The 17,764-nt window shown below is 60.5% G+C and carries 20 protein-coding genes; 5 read left to right on the plus strand and 15 right to left on the minus strand.

The window, feature by feature from the left end:
* Positions 1-221: 221 nt before the first annotated feature.
* Positions 222-560: a hypothetical protein gene (locus DQ393_RS15760; protein WP_112342704.1), complete on the plus strand. Its 339-nt coding sequence runs from the start codon at positions 222-224 to the stop codon at positions 558-560.
* Between the two features lie 150 nt (positions 561-710).
* On the plus strand, positions 711-1,223 hold the full coding sequence (locus tag DQ393_RS15765) for a superoxide dismutase family protein (protein ID WP_112342705.1): 513 nt from the start codon (positions 711-713) through the stop codon (positions 1,221-1,223).
* An 83-nt stretch (positions 1,224-1,306) separates the two neighbouring features.
* On the opposite strand, the gene DQ393_RS15770 is transcribed toward DQ393_RS15765, so the two are convergent.
* The 7 genes from DQ393_RS15770 to DQ393_RS15800 all read right to left on the minus strand — a co-directional run bounded on the left by DQ393_RS15770 (position 1,307) and on the right by DQ393_RS15800 (position 5,440).
* On the minus strand, positions 1,307-1,825 hold the full coding sequence (locus DQ393_RS15770; protein ID WP_112342706.1) for a tyrosine phosphatase family protein: 519 nt from the start codon (positions 1,823-1,825) through the stop codon (positions 1,307-1,309).
* Positions 1,822-2,439 carry a YfbR-like 5'-deoxynucleotidase gene (locus DQ393_RS15775; protein WP_112342707.1) on the minus strand — a complete coding sequence of 206 codons (618 nt, stop codon included), beginning with the start codon at positions 2,437-2,439 and terminating at the stop codon, positions 1,822-1,824. The genes DQ393_RS15770 and DQ393_RS15775 overlap by 4 nt, the downstream gene beginning before the upstream one ends.
* On the minus strand, positions 2,436-3,278 hold the full coding sequence (locus DQ393_RS15780) for a YgfZ/GcvT domain-containing protein (RefSeq protein ID WP_112342708.1): 843 nt from the start codon (positions 3,276-3,278) through the stop codon (positions 2,436-2,438). Before DQ393_RS15780 ends, DQ393_RS15775 begins: the two co-directional genes overlap by 4 nt.
* Before the next feature lie 73 nt (positions 3,279-3,351).
* Positions 3,352-4,113 carry a hypothetical protein gene (locus DQ393_RS15785; protein ID WP_112342709.1) on the minus strand — a complete coding sequence of 254 codons (762 nt, stop codon included), beginning with the start codon at positions 4,111-4,113 and terminating at the stop codon, positions 3,352-3,354.
* A 16-nt stretch (positions 4,114-4,129) separates the two neighbouring features.
* On the minus strand, positions 4,130-4,387 hold the full coding sequence (locus DQ393_RS15790; protein WP_034507811.1) for a hypothetical protein: 258 nt from the start codon (positions 4,385-4,387) through the stop codon (positions 4,130-4,132).
* Positions 4,388-4,491: 104 nt separating this feature from the next.
* Positions 4,492-4,926 (minus strand): TIGR02301 family protein, encoded by a 435-nt coding sequence (locus DQ393_RS15795; RefSeq protein ID WP_112342764.1) that lies wholly within the window; start codon positions 4,924-4,926, stop codon positions 4,492-4,494.
* A 94-nt stretch (positions 4,927-5,020) separates the two neighbouring features.
* Positions 5,021-5,440 (minus strand): NUDIX hydrolase, encoded by a 420-nt coding sequence (locus DQ393_RS15800; protein WP_112342710.1) that lies wholly within the window; start codon positions 5,438-5,440, stop codon positions 5,021-5,023.
* A 163-nt stretch (positions 5,441-5,603) separates the two neighbouring features.
* Here DQ393_RS15800 and DQ393_RS15805 point away from each other — a divergent pair, with 163 nt between their 5' ends.
* Together DQ393_RS15805 and DQ393_RS15810 are read left to right on the plus strand one after the other, a co-directional pair.
* Entirely contained in the window at positions 5,604-5,924 is a 321-nt protein-coding gene (locus DQ393_RS15805) for a YnfA family protein (protein ID WP_112342765.1), read from the plus strand.
* A gap of 37 nt (positions 5,925-5,961) precedes the next feature.
* On the plus strand, positions 5,962-6,726 hold the full coding sequence (locus tag DQ393_RS15810) for an SOS response-associated peptidase (protein ID WP_112342711.1): 765 nt from the start codon (positions 5,962-5,964) through the stop codon (positions 6,724-6,726).
* Between the two features lie 77 nt (positions 6,727-6,803).
* Here DQ393_RS15810 and DQ393_RS33470 read toward each other — a convergent pair whose 3' ends face one another.
* From DQ393_RS33470 to DQ393_RS15835, 6 genes are all read right to left on the minus strand, one after another.
* On the minus strand, positions 6,804-6,944 hold the full coding sequence (locus DQ393_RS33470; RefSeq protein WP_169644843.1) for a hypothetical protein: 141 nt from the start codon (positions 6,942-6,944) through the stop codon (positions 6,804-6,806).
* A 315-nt stretch (positions 6,945-7,259) separates the two neighbouring features.
* Positions 7,260-8,120 carry a CDP-diacylglycerol--serine O-phosphatidyltransferase gene (pssA, locus tag DQ393_RS15815; protein WP_112342712.1) on the minus strand — a complete coding sequence of 287 codons (861 nt, stop codon included), beginning with the start codon at positions 8,118-8,120 and terminating at the stop codon, positions 7,260-7,262.
* 120 nt (positions 8,121-8,240) lie between these two features.
* Positions 8,241-8,939 (minus strand): phosphatidylserine decarboxylase, encoded by a 699-nt coding sequence (locus DQ393_RS15820; RefSeq protein WP_112342713.1) that lies wholly within the window; start codon positions 8,937-8,939, stop codon positions 8,241-8,243.
* 362 nt (positions 8,940-9,301) lie between these two features.
* A complete protein-coding gene (locus DQ393_RS15825; protein WP_112342714.1) occupies positions 9,302-10,000 on the minus strand; it encodes an acid phosphatase in 699 nt (232 codons plus the stop codon).
* Positions 10,001-10,132: 132 nt separating this feature from the next.
* The gene (locus tag DQ393_RS15830) at positions 10,133-12,019 is read right to left on the minus strand and encodes an ABCB family ABC transporter ATP-binding protein/permease (RefSeq protein WP_112342715.1); all 1,887 of its coding nucleotides are present in this window, start codon (positions 12,017-12,019) and stop codon (positions 10,133-10,135) included.
* Positions 12,020-12,225: 206 nt separating this feature from the next.
* Positions 12,226-14,277, minus strand: a complete 2,052-nt coding sequence (locus DQ393_RS15835; protein ID WP_112342766.1) for a LysM peptidoglycan-binding domain-containing protein — start codon at positions 14,275-14,277, stop codon at positions 12,226-12,228.
* A gap of 155 nt (positions 14,278-14,432) precedes the next feature.
* Here DQ393_RS15835 and DQ393_RS15840 point away from each other — a divergent pair, with 155 nt between their 5' ends.
* On the plus strand, positions 14,433-15,056 hold the full coding sequence (locus DQ393_RS15840) for a TIGR00730 family Rossman fold protein (protein ID WP_112342716.1): 624 nt from the start codon (positions 14,433-14,435) through the stop codon (positions 15,054-15,056).
* A gap of 28 nt (positions 15,057-15,084) precedes the next feature.
* On the opposite strand, the gene rarD is transcribed toward DQ393_RS15840, so the two are convergent.
* Together rarD and cimA are read right to left on the minus strand one after the other, a co-directional pair.
* The gene (rarD, locus tag DQ393_RS15845; RefSeq protein WP_112342717.1) at positions 15,085-15,996 is read right to left on the minus strand and encodes an EamA family transporter RarD; all 912 of its coding nucleotides are present in this window, start codon (positions 15,994-15,996) and stop codon (positions 15,085-15,087) included.
* A gap of 108 nt (positions 15,997-16,104) precedes the next feature.
* On the minus strand, positions 16,105-17,721 hold the full coding sequence (cimA, locus tag DQ393_RS15850; protein ID WP_112342718.1) for a citramalate synthase: 1,617 nt from the start codon (positions 17,719-17,721) through the stop codon (positions 16,105-16,107).
* Between the last annotated feature and the right edge of the window lie 43 nt (positions 17,722-17,764).

Genomic DNA, 17,764 nt, shown 5'->3' on the forward strand with positions numbered 1-17,764 from the left:
GCCTATGATTCCAGGGGATTATGCCCGACATCCTCACGCCGGGTCGTGCGGGAAATATTAGGGAATATGGATTTACCGCTTAAAAACTATGGTTAATACTCATTAACAATTTGTCTTTACCGGCGGCGCGAAGCAGCTTAAGAGCATATTCGTAGTTTAACTCCGAATGTATTGCGTACAAACGACGTCGCATGAGGCGGCTCCTACCTTAGGAGGTTTGTATGTCCCATGTTTCTTCCGTATCCAATAGCTCCTATCCGTATCGCGGCACGCTTTCGCGCCTCGATTCGAATGGCGACGGTCTTTTGAGCCTAGAGGAACGCTCCGTGGACGAGCGCCCCGGCATCCTCGAGGTCGACAATACCGACTCTGCCGCCGATGGTTCGAACGGTGCGCTGAGTGGCCTGATAGCCAAGCTCATGCAATTGCCGAACGCCGGTACAGCCTCCACGGCCAAGTCGCCGGAATCCAATGTCGGTTTCGATCTAGATCTGTTGTCGCCGATGGATGCCTACAACAGCACCTACGGCCAGTATGACGTCGACAGCGTAGCGGCCTGACGAGTGCTTTTGCCCGATGATATTGGCGACCTGCCAGGATGCTGGCAGGTCGCCTTATCGTTTTGAAGGAAGTTCATTTCCCGATCGCCGGAACACTCGCGCCTGTCATCGCGTTGGGCAATTGCCAAGCGGAACAGGGAGGGTCATTCCATGCACCGGATAACGATCGTTACAATTCTCGCACTCGCAGCAGCCATGCCCGCGGCGGCGCAAACCCAAAATCAAAATACCGCGACCGCCGATTTTGTCGGTCTTGACGGCAAGCAGGCAGGACGGGCGACCTTGACGGAAGGCAAGAAGGGTGTGCTGATCGAGATGGAAGTTTCCGGTCTGCCCGCCAATCGCTGGATCGCCTTCCATATTCATGAAAACAGCCATTGCGACCATGCGCATGGTTTCGAGTCGGCCGGCAGCCATTTCAATCCTGCCAAGACAGAGCATGGTTTTCTCGCCGCCAATGGGCCTCATGCCGGCGACATGCCCAATCAGTATGTCGATGAGGATGGCAAGCTGCGCGCCCAGGTCTTCAACGGCATGGTGTCGCTGAATGGCAAGGACGGTATTCGCGGCCGCACTCTGATGATCCATGCCGAGTCGGACGACTATCGCAGCCAGCCTGTCGGCGGCGCCGGCAAGCGCCTGGCATGCGCCGTCATTCAATAGGACAGCAAATGCCACATCCGAATCCCGATCAGACGGACGGCATTGCCGCCTGACGACAATCTCCCTTTTTGCAGGCTCTCGCCTTATCCGGCCAGTGGGAGGGTGAAAGGCGCATTGCCGTCCGCATCCGCGCCGCGGCCGATCTCCTTGACCGCAGCGATCAGGCGGCCCCGGCGTCCGAGCATATCGTCACCGATCGCAATCAGCCGGGCATTCGGCGTGGCAAATGGCGAACTTGAGCGCAGCCGGCGCGCCAGCATCAGATCGTCTTCCTCGGGATGAATGGCCAGGGCTGCGATCAGCGCTGCCGCCGGTGAACGTGAAACACCCATCCAGCAATGGATCAGCAAGGGCGCGCTACGGTCCCATCCGGTGGCGAAATCGATGATGGCGCGAACATGCGTTTCCTGCGGGGCGACGAGGTCGCCGGTTCCGGCAAAGCTGATATCGTTCATGTTGAGCAGCAGATGCCGATCCGCCTTGATGACGGCGGGACGGTGAAAGGCTTGTTCCTTCGCCATCAGGCTGATCATTTCGCACGCTCCATGTCGAACGGCCATTTCGGCAATGCGTGCCAGCGGCGACACGATGATCGCCGTCATGCGCCGATCCTCATGGCGGCACGCTCGGCCTCGATCGCATCGAAACGTTCGAGAAACAGTCGCTGTGCCTCGATCGCCGGCATGGGATCGATCGGCAGCATCTGGCGCGTGATGTCGCGCGGCTGGCCGAAGAACTTGCGCGCTTCCGCGGGCGTGAAGCCGGCAAGCAGCGTCGCCTCGAAATAGGCCGAGATCGTATCGGCCTTCTTGATCTTTTCCTTCAGCTTCGGCGCGCAATGCGGGGGCAGGGCGAAACGGCGGTAGATCGCAGCTTCCAGCCGTTGTTCCACAAGCTTGTAATCACCGCCGACAACGGACTTGAATGGCGAGATCATGTCGCCGATCACATATTCCGGGGCGTCATGCAGCAGCGCGGCAAGACATTCATCGGGCGTTGCCGGGTTGAGATGACGAAAGATCGCCTCGACGGCAAGGCTGTGTTGCGCCACCGAAAAGGCATGATCGCCGGAAGTCTGCCCATTCCAGCGCGCGACGCGGGCAAGGCCGTGGGCGATGTCGCCGATCTCGACATCGAGCGGTGAGGGATCCAACAGGTCGAGCCGACGCCCGGAGAGCATGCGCTGCCAGGCGCGCGCTGTCTTGCCCGATGTCATGCCGAGGCCTCGTCGGAGCGCTCGGGAAAGGAAAGTCCGGACCAGGCCGGAAGGGACACGGAGACCTCCACGCCGTCAGCCTGTATCGGCGTACCCTCGGCAATGGCCTCGCCGGCACGGTCTATGCGAACAATGGCAAGGCCCGTGCTGCCGACGGTCGAGCCGAGCGTGCCAATCGGCTTGCCGCCGACGGTCAGGTCCGTGCCAGAAGCCGGCAGCTCGGCATGGCCCTTGACGATGACGACGCGTCTGCGCGCCGTGCCGCGATGCTGCATGCGGGAGACGACTTCCTGTCCGACATAGCAACCTTTGCGGAAGCCCAGGCCGCCGTTAAGATCCATCAGCACATCATGAGGGAAGACATCCTGCAGCGCGAAATCGCGGCCGGAGATGGCGATACCGTTGGCGATCCGCAGTTCGTCATAGAGGGCCTCGGTATCATCGTATCCATGCTCCCCGGGCGTTCGCGTCAGCGCGATATCAGCCTTGGCGAAGCGGCTGTCCTTGGGGCCGCCCGCAACCGCATCGCCCCATGCGACGGTAATGCCCTGGATGTCCTCTGTGCCGAAATCGACCTCGGCGCGCAGGCGGTACATGGTGAGCCGCTTCAGCAGGCTCTCCCGTTGGGCCGCATCGGTTTCCAGCAGAAAGCCGGCACCATCCCGCCAGATCATGAAATCGAACAGGATCTTGCCCTGCGGCGTAAGCAGCGCACTCGGGCGCGCTTCATTTGCGCCGAGCGAGACGAGATCGGTGGTGATGAGATTGTGCAGGAACGCTTCTGCCTCCGCGCCGGCGATGCGGATGAAGGAACGCTCTCTTAGGAATACGGCTGGCATGATGGATCCGCTGATTTGGCCTATCACGCAGAGGTAGGGCCTTCGGCGGGGAACCGCAAGTTCCCCAGCCGGATCATTCGCCCGAGGTGAAGAATTTCCAGCGGCCGTCCGGCGTGATGCCGACGCGATAGAAATTATAACCGCCGAACTCCAGCATGTCGGCATAATCCCCGGCCGTGACGATGCGCATCAGATCGACCTTTTCTGGTGTGGAGAGCGTCTTGATATCCTTCTGGGCGAAATAGGGCCAGACATAGACCTCATCGGGCGTTCCCTGGCCGACATGGGCAAATCCGGTCGACATGATATCGAGCAGGATGGACAGGATCTCGATGCCGTCGGGATCGCCTGAAAGATCGTGCAGGGTCTTGATCGGGTCCTCGCCGGGATCGTCGGCGGTGACCTGCGTCTGCTTGAGGCCGCCGCCGACATTCATCAGCGGACGCAGGCGCTCGAGATCACCGGAAGCGGCAGCTTCCACGATCGCCGTACGGAGCTTCTTTACCGGCTCGGGCGCCTTGTCGATATCGTAGAGGAACTCGACCGACTTGTTTGCGTTCGAAGCGTCGCCGCTGCTCTGGCTTGCCTGCTTGTTGATCAGTGGCTCGGGCGTTGGCAGGGCATTGTTGTTCGTCGGCGCCTCCAGCGCCTGCTCGATCGGCTTCCCGTTCTTTTGCTGGGTGGACTGCGCTGCGTCCTTTGCCTGGGACGCCGGAGGGTTGAGTTGGGAAAAAGCAAGGGCCGGCAACGGCAGGGCAGTACTACCCAAAAGCAGGGTCACGACAGCAAGCGAGGCAATGGAACAGGAGAGCGCATTGCCCGGAAAGATACGCATAAGCAATCTCTGATTGTTATTGCAGGGTACGGTTCGGAGAGAATTCACCAGCCAGCATGCGTTCGCGCAGCGATTCGAGCAAGGCTTCCGCGCCCTGTTCGCCCTGAATGCGGATCGTCTCGCGAATAGCATGTGCAATGGCCGCATCGGCGATGATTTCGGGCTCGATACCATCAGCCATGCCGTCGGCCCAAGCCTCGTTCTGGTATTCCAGCGCTGCCTGCATTTTTTCATGGACGATCATATCGTCGATTTCATTCAGGCTGGTTTCCATTGATTCTTTCCTTAAGACGTTCATGTCCTTACCACTTGCTTAACAACTTTATCAGCCTTTTCCCAAAACGACACGGCTCGCTATGAAAAGAGGTTAATAAATCGTCAATTTCCAAAGCGGGCGGTGATTTCTGTCGCCAGTGTTGCACCTTCGTTACGGTATCGCTCCTCCGCCACGAGGGCCTGCGGCGTGCAATTCGTGTAAACCGATGCAAAGGACCGATACCCACGGTTGAACGCTGCCGTCAGTTTTTCCTTGCGTTTCTGCTCGCCCTTGGTCTCGGTATCGAGCAATTGCTGCATATCGCCCCGCCATCCGTCTTCCCGTTTCGGACTGCAGAGATTGCGCAAATAGTCGATCGAGCCAAGGATTTCGGCGAGCCGGGAAAGCTGCTCGTCATAGGGTGTCGGCCGTTCGGCATTCTCCGCGTCGGGCGCCGGTGCAGGCGGCGCGCTTGCCGCCGGCTGCGCGGCAGCGGGGAAGGCTGCGGCGAGCGCGATGCAGATCAGAAGCGGTCGGCCAAGGCTGTTATGAATCATGTAACCATGTTGAGCGGACAAGCATGACGGGAACAAGGCGCGCTAGGTAGTTTCCACGCCGATATTGTTCAGCATCGTTAATTTCGGGGCTGAGCTATGCGTTTGCTGCAGCAAGTCGTTCCACGCATTCGAGCACGCTGGCCGGAACGGGCAGGCGGCGCACCTCCTCCAGCGTGTACCAGCCGATGGCCGCCGCGTCGTCGGCCGCCTCGGCAACCGCATCCTCATCGGCATCGACGAGGAAGACGGAAAGCAGGAAGTGGCTTGTGAGTGTTCCGTCGGCTGCATGGGAGCGCAGATCATAGGTTTCGAACAGGCGTGGGTTGCGGGCTGATATGCCGGTCTCCTCCCTGAATTCGCGCAGCGCCGCCTCATCAGGCGCTTCTCCCTCCTCGGCCCGTCCGCCCGGAAAGGCATACATATCGGCGGACGGCGGATTGCTGCGCAGCACCAGCAGGAAACGGCCGTTGCGCTCAAGGATGGCAGAGGAGGCGGGGCGGGGCGGGGAGGTCATGGATCGCATCGCATTCGAATGAGGAGATCAGGGTGGTGACCGGAGACTATCGACGAACATCCTCTACAGGAAACCGCTCTTGCTGTCCCTAGGGAAAGCCCCTTAACTCGCCCTCGAAAGGCGCGGCGAGTCGCACGCGCCGAATGTGCGGGTGATCATCGAGATGATCTATGGGCTATATGCCTTGGCGGCCTTGGCCGAAATTGGCGGCTGCTTCGCCTTCTGGGCCTGGCTTCGCCTGGCAAAACCGGTCTGGTGGCTTGTGCCCGGCCTCGTCTCGCTGGCGCTCTTTGCCTGGCTGCTCGCATTGGTGCCGAGCGAGGCTGCCGGGCGCACCTTTGCTGCTTACGGCGGCGTCTATATCGTCGCTTCCATTCTCTGGCTCTGGCTGGCCGAAGGGCGATTGCCGGATCGGTGGGATATAACAGGCGCCGTCGTTTGCCTGGCCGGTGCCGCGATCATTCTCTTCGGCCCTCGCGGCTGAACTTGACCCACCGCGTTTCGAGTGCAAAACAGGACCCATGTGCGGACGTTTCGCTTTGACATCGACGGCAGATCACGTGGGGGAAGCGCTCGGCGTCCTGCTGAACGAGGCTTTCCCCGCGCGCTATAATATCGCACCGACGCAGCCGATCCTTGTCGTCATATCGGGCGACAGGCAGCGGCCGGGCAGCAACATGCCGGATCGCCGCGCCTTGCTCGTGCGCTGGGGCTTTATGCCCGACTGGGTGAAGGACCCAAAGGAGTTTCCGCTGCTGATCAATGCGCGGGCGGAAACGGCGATCGGCAAGGCGTCCTTCCGTGCCGCCATGCGTCATCGCCGCATCCTCATTCCCGCTTCCGGCTTTTACGAATGGCACCGCCCATCGAAGGAAAGCGGCGAGAAGCCGCAGGCCTATTGGATCCGTCCGCGCAGCGGCGGCGTCATCGCCTTTGCCGGACTGATGGAAACCTGGTCGTCGGCCGATGGGTCGGAGGTCGATACCGGCGCCATCCTGACGACCGCGGCAAACAGCGCGATCCGGTCCATCCATGACCGCATGCCCGTCGTCATCAAGCCGGAGGATTTCGCCCGCTGGCTCGATTGCAAGACGCAGGAGCCGCGTGAGGTCCTCGATCTGATGACGCCGGTCCAGGAGGATTTTTTCGAGGCGATTCCGGTTTCGGATCGTGTCAACAAGGTCGCCAATATGGGGCCTGACCTGCAGGCGCCCGTAGCGCTCGATCCGGTCAGGAAGCCGGCGAAGAAGGCGGATCCGGAAGACGGCCAGCTTAGCCTTCTCTGAGCGGCGGCCATTCAACAGGTGCGACCGGATATGATGCCTGCCGGCATTGGTCGGCGGCGGGCTTGGGCTCTATGCTGTTAAGCGATCTTCTTCTTGATAGGCTTCGTCTTCAGCATCAGATGCGCTGCAAGAACGGCTTTCAGGCCTAGCGGGCGGTAATGCTTGCTAGGGTCGATCTTTGCTTGCGGTTGTGCCGCCTGATCTTTCTTCTGTGTCATGTCTCACTCCTCACCATGCTCTCCCAGAGCATTTCGCGATTCACTATCAAGTAGTGCTGTTTTGTCGAGAATCATGACAAATCGAAGGCGTTTTCCAATCAGCTTTTGTGAACAACGACCATATTTCGAGAGATTAGCGCCGAATCCTCGTGTAGAATCCACACTGCCACAATGTTTGAATCCGCCGAAAAGCGAGACCTGGGGCGGCTTTCCATTCGATCCGCGACCGATCGCCGCGCCGCCGATTTAATAAGGGGAGCTTACAGACTTGCGGTTGCAGCGGGCGATGCCGGCAAAAGCGCCTCAGCGTCCTGACTAGATATGGCGACCGATATCGTCGTTGGAATCGTCGACATCCGGATCGCCGGGACCGTTGATGGTATAGGTCCCGTATTTCTTGGCCCAGGACCGCGCACCAAAGGGCAGGGAGAGCAGATAGGCGACGACCGTCACCACCATGACATGCCACGTATAGCTCATCAGCATCGCGACGTAGACGACAAGGCCGAGCATGATCGGCAGAACCAGATCACGCCTGATGCGGCTGCCTTCCGACTTGCCGGACCAGACGGGCAGGCGGCTGACCAGAAGAAAGCCGATCAGAACGGTGTAGGCGGCTCCCCAATAGGCGAAGGTACGGTCCGGCGCCAGACCCAGAAAGCCGAGATAGACCGGCAGCAGTACAAGCATGGCGCCGGCAGGCGCCGGCACGCCAACGAAATATTCGGACTGCCAGGAGGCCTTGTGCTCGCGCTCGGCCATGACGTTGAAGCGGGCAAGGCGAAGGCCGGCAGCGATCGTGTAGATCAGCGCGGCTATCCAGCCAAGGGAGCGGGCTTGGTCGAGCAGGAAGACATAGACGACAAGCGCCGGAGCGACACCGAAATTGACGATATCGGCGAGCGAATCCATCTGTGCGCCGAATTTCGAAGTCGCCTTCATCAGCCGCGCCACGCGCCCGTCGATACCATCGAGGAAGGCGGCGACCAAGACGGCAACGACGGCAAGCTCGTAGCGGTTCTCGAAAGCGAGACGAATGCCCGTCAGGCCCGCGCAGATCGCCAGAACGGTGATCATGTTCGGCACGATCAGCCGCAGCGGGATTTCCCGAAGGCGCGGTCCACGCGCTTCGTCATTGGGCCCATGCGGCTCGAAAGGCGGAAAAGGCGTCTTCATCTCGTTCGTGTTCCTGGAGCAATTCCAGCAAGACTGCGAAGCAGGGTTGCGTCTGGAATTGCATGAAAACAATGATATGGGGCATTTCCGTAGCTTGTTAACGCGGAAATGTTCCAGGGTTCAGCTGCGGCGGCTAAGGGTTGCGCCCTTTGTCGAGCCGAATTCGGCGATAACGGTTTCGCCGGCGATCGCCCGCTGGCCGACGGCGACACGCGCCGAAGCGCCTTCGGGCAGAAAGATATCGAGGCGGGAGCCGAAGCGGATGAGGCCGATGCGCTCGCCGGCATCCAGCGGTTCGTTCGGATTGACGAAGCAAAGGATGCGGCGGGCGACGAGGCCGGCGATCTGCACGACCCCGATCTGGCCATGCTTGGTCTCGATGACGAGACCGTTGCGCTCGTTCTGTTCGCTGGCCTTGTCGAGTTCGGCATTGAGGAAACTGCCCTGGCGATAGGCGATGCTGGTGATGCGGCCGCGCATTGGCGAACGGTTCACATGGCAGTCGAAGACGTTCATGAAGATCGAGATGCGCAGCATCGGCTGGGTGCCGAGATCGAGTTCCGCCGGCGGCGTCACCATCTGCACGCCGGAGACCTTCCCGTCAGCCGGCGAGATTGCGAGGTCGTCGTCCTGCGGCGTCATGCGTTCGGGGTCGCGGAAGAAGTAGGCGCACCAGAGCGTGAGGATCAGGCCGATCCAGAAGAGCGGCTTGAAGATCCAGCCGAGCACGAGCGACGCGACGAAGAAACCTGCAACGAAGGGATAGCCTTCCTTGTGTACCGGAACGATGACGTTGCGTACGCTGTTCAATAAGCTCATCTATGGCCTACTCCGTTAGGGCACCCTCACCGAAAACCGGGTCGCGGTCGCGGGAGGAGATCATGCCGGTCAAAAGAATGCGAATAAGATACGCAGTCTTGCTCTGATTACCAGTCGAGCGTGACTACAGGCAAACGCTGTCATGGGCAATGCTCTCGCACGTTCTCCCCCAACGCAATCCGCGTTGCGCCAAGATGCCAACGATCCCCTGACTTGAAAAGAGTTGCCTGTGAGAACTCGCATCAGATGCAATGAAAGGCCGCCGAGGACGGCGGCGGCCTTTTCATTTCGCAGTTGCCAGGCAACAAAAGATCGAGCGGTTCAGAGCTTCCGTTGGAAAGCTGAGCCGCTCCAAGCCTAAATCAGAGGCCGAGGGCGGTGCGCAGCTCTGCCTTGGCAGCCTCGTATTCGCCCTTGTAGTCGTCATGCGTCATGATGGTTTCTGCGATGACCGTGCCCGCAATGTGGGCGGCTTCGATGTCGGAGGCGTAATGGATGCCGCCGACGATGCGGTTATGGCCATATTCCCAGGCGCGGCTCATGATGACGGCGCGCTTTTCCGGCACCATGTTCGACAGCACGATACCCATCAGCGTGCCGAGCGTGGCGTGGCCGGATGGATAGGAGCCGGACTTGGAGAGCGGCACGATCGGCTTGACCAGGTCGCTGTAGAGATGCGGGCGCGGACGCTTCCAGACATTCTTGGCCGGATCAACGACAGCGCCCTCGGTCTCGACGATGCGATCGAAGAAGGCGGAAAACTTCGGCAGGTTTTCCTTGGTGAACTTCGGATTGTCGATGGCATCGGAAAAGCGCCAGACATTCTCTTCCGCGTCGGCCACGGCGCGAGCAGCCATTTCCGGCGTGCGGGTCACCTGGATCGTCAGGATTTCGCCCAGCTCGGCCTTCATCTGCGCGGAATCATTGGCAGGCGGCGGCGGCAGCAAATCGAGGAGGTTGATTTCCCTGGCGTCGGTGAATGGCTTGGCGTCCTCGGCGAAAACCGGCGAGGCAAGGCCGACGACGAACAATATGCTTAAAGCTTTGGCAATAGTACGCATTTTGGGGGGCTCCGTTGAATGGACCCTCGTACCTAGCAAGCTGTCATCTCAGCCTCGTGACAGCGGTCCGTGCATAGCGCCACGCACCGGTTCCCATGCAAGGCCGCTTGTTGCGGGCTTTGCGCGGCTGCCTCAGCTGGCAGGCGCCAGCCGGTCAATAACGCCGAGATCGTCGCTTTCGCGCACCTGTTTCAGATGTTCCTCGGCCTGTGTTGCCTCGCGCTGTCGGTTCCACATGGAGGCATACAGCCCATTTTGCGCCAGGAGATCCGCATGCGTGCCGCGCTCGGCGATCACGCCGCTTTTCAGCACGATGATCTCGTCCGCGCCGATGACAGTCGAAAGGCGGTGCGCGATGACCAATGTCGTGCGGTTCTTCGAAACGACGTCGAGGGCGGCCTGTATTTCGCGCTCGGTCGTCGTGTCCAGCGCCGAGGTCGCCTCGTCGAGGATCAGGACCGGCGGCGCCTTGAGAATGGTGCGGGCGATCGCGACGCGCTGCTTCTCGCCGCCCGACAGTTTGAGGCCGCGCTCCCCGACCTTCGTATCGAAGCCTTCGGGCAGATTGCGGATGAACTCGCCGATCTGGGCGATCTCGGCTGCCGCCGTCACCTCCGCCTCGCTCGCGCCCGGCCGTCCATAGCGGATGTTGTAGGCGATGGTGTCGTTGAAGAGCACGGTATCCTGCGGCACCATGCCGATGACCTTGCGCAAGCTTTTCTGCGTCACGGTGCGCAGGTCCTGCCCGTCGATCGTGATGGAACCGCTTTGCACGTCGTAGAAACGATAGAGCAGGCGCGACAGCGTCGATTTCCCAGCACCCGAAGGGCCGACAACGGCGACGGTCTTGCCGGCAGGCACCTCGAAGGAAATGCCCTTCAGGATCGGCCTTGCGGGATCATAGGCGAAATGCACATCCTTGAACGCAATCGCGCCATTGCCGATGACGAGCTCCTTGGCATCAGGCGCATCGACCACCTCGGGCCTGACCTCGAGCAGGTCGAACATCTCCTCGATATCGGTCAGGCCCTGACGTATTTCGCGATAGACGAAGCCGATGAAGTTGAGCGGCACGGAAAGCTGCAGCAGCATCGCGTTGATGAAGACGAAGTCGCCGACCGTCTGGTGACCATTCAGAACCGACAGGCCGGAAATGACCATCATGACCGTCGTGCCGAGGCCGAAGATCACGCCCTGGCCGAAGTTCAGCCAGCCGAGCGATGTCCAGACGCTCGTGGCGGCCTTCTCATAGCGCGCCATCGACTGATCGAAGCGCTTGGCCTCCATCTCTTCATTGCCGAAATATTTGACGGTTTCGAAGTTCAGCAGCGAATCGATCGCCTTCGTATTGGCGTCCGTGTCGCTGTCGTTCATCGTCCGGCGGATGGAGATGCGCCAGTCGCTCGCCCTGACGGTGAACCAGATATAAAGCCAGACGGTCACCGCCGTCACGGCGAGATAGGAGAAGCCGTAGCCGCGCCAGAAGATGATGGCGGTCAGCAGGAACTCGATGAAGGTCGGGAACGTGTTGAGGATGGTGAAGCGCACAATGGTCTCGATGCCCTTTGTGCCGCGTTCGATGATGCGCGAGAGGCCGCCGGTCTTTCGTTCCAGATGGAAGCGCAGCGACAATTCGTGCATGTGGACGAACGTCTTGTAGGCGAGCTGGCGCACCGCATATTGGCCGACGCTCGCAAACAGCGCGTCGCGGAGCTGGTTGAGGCCGAGCTGGATCAGGCGCGTCAGATTGGTGGCGACGATCAATGCGATGGCGCCGACCATGAAGGCCGGCAGGATGCCCTGCATGTCGAGCTTGCCGTTCAGCGCATCGACGGACCATTTGAAGAAATAGGGGACCAGCAGGAGGAAGAATTTGGAAGCCAGCAGGAAGACCGTTGCCCAGACGACGCGCATTTTCAGGTCCATGCGCCCGGTCGGCCACATATAGGGCCAGAGATTGACGATCGTGTTCATCGGATTGCTGGAATCCGCCGATATTGTTTTGTTGCGGTCAGCCATGCCCGTCTCCGGCGAATGATTGGCACAGCCTGGCGTGGCAACCATTGCACGGCTGGCTGTGAAACCTTCGCATGCGGGACAGACCGTTCGGCGAAGGCGATGAAGGTCGCGCGACGCTTACACTATTTTTATGACGCATAAAAGCAATGACCAGACGCTGAGGCGCCTGGCCATTGTTGATGGTGCCAATGGTGGGAGTTTCCGCCCTAGAGATGTTCGCCGGACAGCCGCTTGCGGTGAAGTTCTTCGGCATTCGGCAGCGCATCCTTCGGCAGGCCAAAGACCTGACCTGGAAGGATCCGGTCCGGATTGTTGATCTTGTCCTCGTTGGCCAGATAGATGGTCGTATAGCGCACGCCGGCACCATAGGTACGGCGGGAAATCTGCCAGAGCGTATCGCCACGGCGAATGATGACGGCATTGGCGTCTTGCGAAAGCGGTGCCTGCTCCAGCGTTTTCGGGCCGCCGTCGCTGGAGGAAACCTCCACGTTCGGCTGCGCTGGTGGCGTTTGAACGGGAGCGGTAACCGCTGCGACAAGTTGTTCGAGGCCCGGCAGCGCCGCGCCGACCGATTTCGCATCCTTCGGCAGGAGCTCCAATGCGCCCAGCGCCTTGGCCGCAGCTCTCGCCGCGTCGGCCGCGGCCTTCTTCAGGTCCGCAGTGGCATTGATGGACGGACGAAATTCCGAAAGCGATTTCAGGGCGATTTCCGTGCCGGAGCGAGCTGCAGCGAGCTGTTCCACATTTGGCTGCTTGCCGTCGGCAAACAGGCTCTTGAGCAGTGCGAAGGCTTTGCCGGCGCCTTCCTTGAGCTTGGCGAGCTCGCCTTCGTCGAGCGGCACCATGCTCGTGGCCGATGCTTGTCCCGGACCACTGGCGGCAGGCGGCGTCTGAGCCGCCACCGTTACCTGATTGCCCTCCGGCCGCGTGAAGTTGACGTTGGTGCGAACAGTGACCTTGCCTGCTCCGTCGAGCACGTCGACGCGGATCTTGTGGTCGCCGACGGCAAGCGGCATTGGTCCGTCGACGACGAAATGGCCATCCGCTTCCGCAACGTTCTCGCCGATGAGCTTGTCGTCGGCATAGGCGCGCACCTTGGAATTCGGCTTCGCGCTGCCGGCAACGAAGATATGGTCGTTTTCGATTTCGACGGCGTTGACCACGACCTCCGGACCTGCACCCGTCTTCGCAGTCGTGCCGGCTGCGGGGTTGGCGGATGCGACAACCGCGCCGTCCTGCTGCTGCGGCTTGGCATCCGTTGCCGTCGCAGCACCGTCCGTTGCCTTGGTCTGCGGTTGTGCAGCCGTCGCATTCTGATCGGCTGATGCCACGCGGCCTTGCTTGACCGAGGGGGCGGTGATGATGCGGCTTGCGGCGCCCGGCTTGGAGACCATTGCGAGAAGCTGCGTCGAATCGTCCTTCGGCACGGAGACGGTGGCAACTTCCTCTGAGGTGGCAACCTTGCCGTCCTTGCCCGTCGCCCGCAGCATCAGCTCATGATCGCCGGGCGGCAGCGGGTTGTCGAGGACGGCGGCAAAGTCGCCGCTCGGGCCGACATTGGTCGTGGTGACCACTTTATCCCCATCGACGATCTCCAGTTTCGCGTTCGGCTCGGCCGAGCCGGCAATGACTGTGGAGCCATCCGGCTCGACACGCAGCACGTCGAATGACGGTACCCGAGATTTTGCAGCAGCGTCTGTCCCAGGTGCCGCAGCTCCAGGTGCTGCCTGGCCGGTCAGTGCCGCCATTGCCTTGTCGATCGCGCTGCCGGCTTCCGCGGCGTTGTCCGGGAGAGATTGGGTGATGACGAGCGCCTTGGCCGCCCCGTCCTGTACCTTCTTGACGAGCCCCGTCGTTGTCGCGTCGATGCCTTGCGGAAGGGAGAAGCCGACGATCGACTGCAGCGCCGTGATCGCCTTCGTCTTTGCAGCGGCAAAGACGTCCTGAGCCGGGCTGGCGCCATCCTTGAACAATGCCTTGAGATCCGTAAGCGAGGCCGTGGCAGCCCCCGTGAGCTCGGTCAGCTTCTTCACAAGATCGGCGGTGTTGTCGGCGCCCGATGCGGCATTCTGCGTGGCCTCACCGGCCTTCTGCGCGTTTTCCTCGATCGTATTCTTCACTGCGTCGCCTGCCTGATTGACGGCGCTGCCGATTGGATTCTTGTCGCCGTTGATGCGTGGCATCACAAAAAAGACCATCAGCAGGGTCGCAATTGCCAACACCAACAGAGCCAGCCAACCGGCACGGTTCTTCATCATCATTCATCTCCACGCGGCGAAGTCGTCGCAACTCCTGAAATTGCTAGCGATTTCGCCTGCTTTTACAAGCTTTCTCAGCCATTTTCGCATGTTCCGACACAAGTTTTCCTTTGAAAAATCTTGACTGCGCATCTGCAGCATAGTTCTTTGCATCCATGACCGACGATTCCACGCCAATTCGAACCATTTGCGTCTATTGTGGCTCGCAGCCGGGACGCGATCCTTCCTACATGGCTGCCGGCCGCGAACTCGGCAAAAGCATTGCCGAAAACGGCTTGCGCCTGATCTATGGCGGCGGAACGAAGGGCATCATGGGCGCTGTCGCAAGCGGCGTGCTATCGCACGGCGGTCAAGTCACCGGCATCATTCCGGAATTTCTGGTCGACATGGAAGCGACGCGCCATTCGCTCGGTCAGCTCGACGAACTCATCATAACCCCTGACATGCATGCGCGCAAACATGGCATGTTCGAGCGCGCCGACGCTTTCGTGGCGCTGCCCGGCGGCATTGGCACTTTGGAAGAGATTGTGGAGATCATGACCTGGGGTCAGCTCGGTCGTCACGAAAAGCCGATGGTTTTCGCCAATATCAACGGCTTCTGGGATCCGATGATGGAACTCATCCGCCATATGATGGAAGAGGGCTTCATCCATACCGCCCACCGCGTCCAGCCGCTGGTCATCGACAAGATCGCCGATATCATCCCGGCCATCCGCAAGCACGCCGCCGAGACGCATGGCGACCGCGGCGGCGAAGAAGCCGTCATTTCCAAGCTTTGATTAAGGATCTGCTAACCAGGCTTGCTGGTTAGCGCTCCCTGCTCTGACGCAGCATCGACCAGCTGTAGAGCACGAGACCGGCCCAGATCAGCGAGAATGCGATGAGCTGTGGCGTGTCGAACGGCTCCTTGAACAAAAAGACGGCGATCAGGAAGACCATTGTCGGTGCGATATACTGCATGATGCCGATGGTCGACATTCTAAGAAGCTTTGCACCGTTGGCGAAGATCATCAGCGGCAGCGCCGTTACCAGCCCGCAGCCGAGCAGAAGTCCAGTATCGGAAAGACCGGTCTGGTAGAAATGGCCTTCGCCGCGCGCCTCCAGATAGAGGATGTAAAGCGCTGCCGGAATGCAGAGCAGCAGCACCTCGATGAAGAAGCCCTGATTGGCGCCAACGGGCAGCGTCTTGCGGAAAAAGGCATAGAAGCCCCAGGTCAAGGTCAGTGTCAGCGCCACCCAGGGTACGGTGCCGGCCTTCACCGTCAGGATGATGACCGCAATGGCTGCAAGGCAGATGGCGACGACCTGCGTCGGTGCCAGTTTTTCCTTGAGCAGGATGGCGCCGAGCGCGATGCTGAATAGCGGGTTGATGAAGTAACCGAGGGCGGCATCGAGCGAATGGCCGGCGCCGATGGCCCACACATAGGTTCCCCAGTTGATGGTGACGAGCGCTGCGGTCAGTGACGCCATGGCGATCGTCCGCCGATTGCGAAACGCCGCCTTGATGTCGCCCAGTCGGCCAAGCGCCAGCAGCACGATACCGGCGACGGGAACCGACCAGACAATGCGATGGGCGATAACCTCGAAGGCCGAGATATGCGCGAGCGCCTTCATATAGAGCGGCAGAATGCCCCAGAAGAGATAGGCAGTCAGCGCGAAGCCGAAGCCCCGGATAGCATCGCTGTTCTTGATTTCCGGTTGGACCGCGTCGGTGGCCATGAATTTTCCCGTCATTCTCTGTTATTTGAGACGGGATTACTCCAATGCATGCGGCATGGCTAATTCATTTCATTGACGGCATCGTCAAGCTTTTTGATGGGCCGCGGATTACTCCGCCGCGATCTTGCCAGCCATATGCCGGTTCTTCATCAGCTTGTAGATGACGGAATCCATGAGTGCCTGGAACGACGCGTCGATGATATTTTCCGACACGCCGACCGTCCACCAGCGTACGCCGTCGCTATCCATGGATTCGATCAGAACGCGGGTGATGGCCTCCGTACCTCCATTGAGGATGCGCACCTTGAAGTCGGCCAGCTCCAGATCGTCGATCTCATGCTGGTATTTGCCGAAATTCTTGCGCAGAGCCAGGTCGAGCGCATTGACCGGGCCATCTCCTTCGGCGACCGACATGATGATTTCGCCGTCGATGATGATCTTCACCACCGCTTCCGAGACGATCTTTACCCGGCCGTGGGAATCAAAGCGGCGCTCGACCATGACGCGGAAACCGTCGATCGCGAAGAATTCCGGAGTGGTGCCGAGCGTGCGGCGTGCCAGCAGCTCGAAGCTCGCATCCGCGCCTTCGTAAGCATAGCCCGTCGCTTCGCGTTCCTTGACGATCTGGATCAGCTGGTCGAGCTTCGGGTCGTCCTTGCCGACCTCGATGCCGCGCCGCTTCAGGGCGTTGATGAAGTTCGACTTCCCGCCCTGATCGGACACCATGACCTTGCGGAAATTGCCGACGCTTTCCGGCGGCACGTGCTCGTAGGTGCGCGGATCCTTCAGCAGCGCCGAGGCGTGAATACCCGCTTTGGTCGCGAAGGCGGAGGCGCCGACATAGGGCGCCTGATGGTCCGGGGAGCGATTGAGCAGTTCGTCGAAGGCGTGCGAAAGGCGGGTCAGCCCGACGAGCCGCTCCGCATCGATCGTGGTTTCGAAACGCTCGCTATAGGCTCTCTTCAGCGCCAGTGTCGGGATCAGCGTGATCAGGTTGGCGTTGCCGCAGCGCTCGCCGATGCCGTTCAGTGTGCCCTGGATCTGGCGCACACCCGCTTCGACTGCGGCAAGCGAATTGGCAACCGCCTGGCCGGTGTCGTTATGGGCATGGATGCCAAGACAGTGCCCGGGGACGCCGCAGGCGATGACGGCCTCGACGATGGCGCGGATCTCCGGCGGCTGCGTGCCGCCATTGGTGTCGCAGAGCACGACCCAGCGCGCTCCGGCATCATAGGCCGTCTTCGCGCAGGCGAGCGCGTAGGTCGGATTGGCCTTGTAACCGTCGAAGAAGTGCTCGCAATCAACCAGCGCTTCCTTACCGACGCCGATGGCCGCCTTGACGCTTTCGGCGATGCTTTCGAGATTCTCTTCGTTCGTGCAGCCGAGTGCCACTTTGACGTGATAGTCCCAGCTCTTGGCCACGAAGCAGATCGCGTCGGATTTCGCCTGCAGCAGGCTCGCAAGGCCGGGATCGTTGGAAGCGGAGATGCCGGCGCGCTTGGTCATGCCGAAGGCGACGAAAGAGGCGGAATTCGTGCGCTTCTCACTGAAGAAAGCCGTATCGGTCGGATTGGCGCCGGGATAGCCGCCCTCGACATAGTCCAGGCCGAACTCATCCAGCATGGTCGCAATGGCAATCTTGTCCTCGACCGAGAAATCGATGCCGGGGGTCTGCTGCCCGTCACGGAGCGTCGTGTCGAAGAGATAGATTTTTTCGCGTGTCATACTGTTTCCTCCGGCGAACCGGTTATTGATACTGGGGTGCCCG

Source organism: Martinezella tropici (assembly GCF_003287875.1).
Classification (GTDB): Bacteria; Pseudomonadota; Alphaproteobacteria; order Rhizobiales; family Rhizobiaceae; genus Rhizobium; species Rhizobium tropici_C.

Coding starts and splice junctions, on each gene's coding strand:
- DQ393_RS15760 (WP_112342704.1), top strand. CDS start 222: ATGTCCCATGTTTCTTCCGTATCCAATAGCTCCTATCCGTATCGCGGC.
- DQ393_RS15765 (WP_112342705.1), top strand. CDS start 711: ATGCACCGGATAACGATCGTTACAATTCTCGCACTCGCAGCAGCCATG.
- DQ393_RS15770 (WP_112342706.1), bottom strand. CDS start 1,825: ATGACGGCGATCATCGTGTCGCCGCTGGCACGCATTGCCGAAATGGCC.
- DQ393_RS15775 (WP_112342707.1), bottom strand. CDS start 2,439: ATGACATCGGGCAAGACAGCGCGCGCCTGGCAGCGCATGCTCTCCGGG.
- DQ393_RS15780 (WP_112342708.1), bottom strand. CDS start 3,278: ATGCCAGCCGTATTCCTAAGAGAGCGTTCCTTCATCCGCATCGCCGGC.
- DQ393_RS15785 (WP_112342709.1), bottom strand. CDS start 4,113: ATGCGTATCTTTCCGGGCAATGCGCTCTCCTGTTCCATTGCCTCGCTT.
- DQ393_RS15790 (WP_034507811.1), bottom strand. CDS start 4,387: ATGGAAACCAGCCTGAATGAAATCGACGATATGATCGTCCATGAAAAA.
- DQ393_RS15795 (WP_112342764.1), bottom strand. CDS start 4,926: ATGATTCATAACAGCCTTGGCCGACCGCTTCTGATCTGCATCGCGCTC.
- DQ393_RS15800 (WP_112342710.1), bottom strand. CDS start 5,440: ATGACCTCCCCGCCCCGCCCCGCCTCCTCTGCCATCCTTGAGCGCAAC.
- DQ393_RS15805 (WP_112342765.1), top strand. CDS start 5,604: ATGATCTATGGGCTATATGCCTTGGCGGCCTTGGCCGAAATTGGCGGC.
- DQ393_RS15810 (WP_112342711.1), top strand. CDS start 5,962: ATGTGCGGACGTTTCGCTTTGACATCGACGGCAGATCACGTGGGGGAA.
- DQ393_RS33470 (WP_169644843.1), bottom strand. CDS start 6,944: ATGACACAGAAGAAAGATCAGGCGGCACAACCGCAAGCAAAGATCGAC.
- pssA (WP_112342712.1), bottom strand. CDS start 8,120: ATGAAGACGCCTTTTCCGCCTTTCGAGCCGCATGGGCCCAATGACGAA.
- DQ393_RS15820 (WP_112342713.1), bottom strand. CDS start 8,939: ATGAGCTTATTGAACAGCGTACGCAACGTCATCGTTCCGGTACACAAG.
- DQ393_RS15825 (WP_112342714.1), bottom strand. CDS start 10,000: ATGCGTACTATTGCCAAAGCTTTAAGCATATTGTTCGTCGTCGGCCTT.
- DQ393_RS15830 (WP_112342715.1), bottom strand. CDS start 12,019: ATGGCTGACCGCAACAAAACAATATCGGCGGATTCCAGCAATCCGATG.
- DQ393_RS15835 (WP_112342766.1), bottom strand. CDS start 14,277: ATGATGAAGAACCGTGCCGGTTGGCTGGCTCTGTTGGTGTTGGCAATT.
- DQ393_RS15840 (WP_112342716.1), top strand. CDS start 14,433: ATGACCGACGATTCCACGCCAATTCGAACCATTTGCGTCTATTGTGGC.
- rarD (WP_112342717.1), bottom strand. CDS start 15,996: ATGGCCACCGACGCGGTCCAACCGGAAATCAAGAACAGCGATGCTATC.
- cimA (WP_112342718.1), bottom strand. CDS start 17,721: ATGACACGCGAAAAAATCTATCTCTTCGACACGACGCTCCGTGACGGG.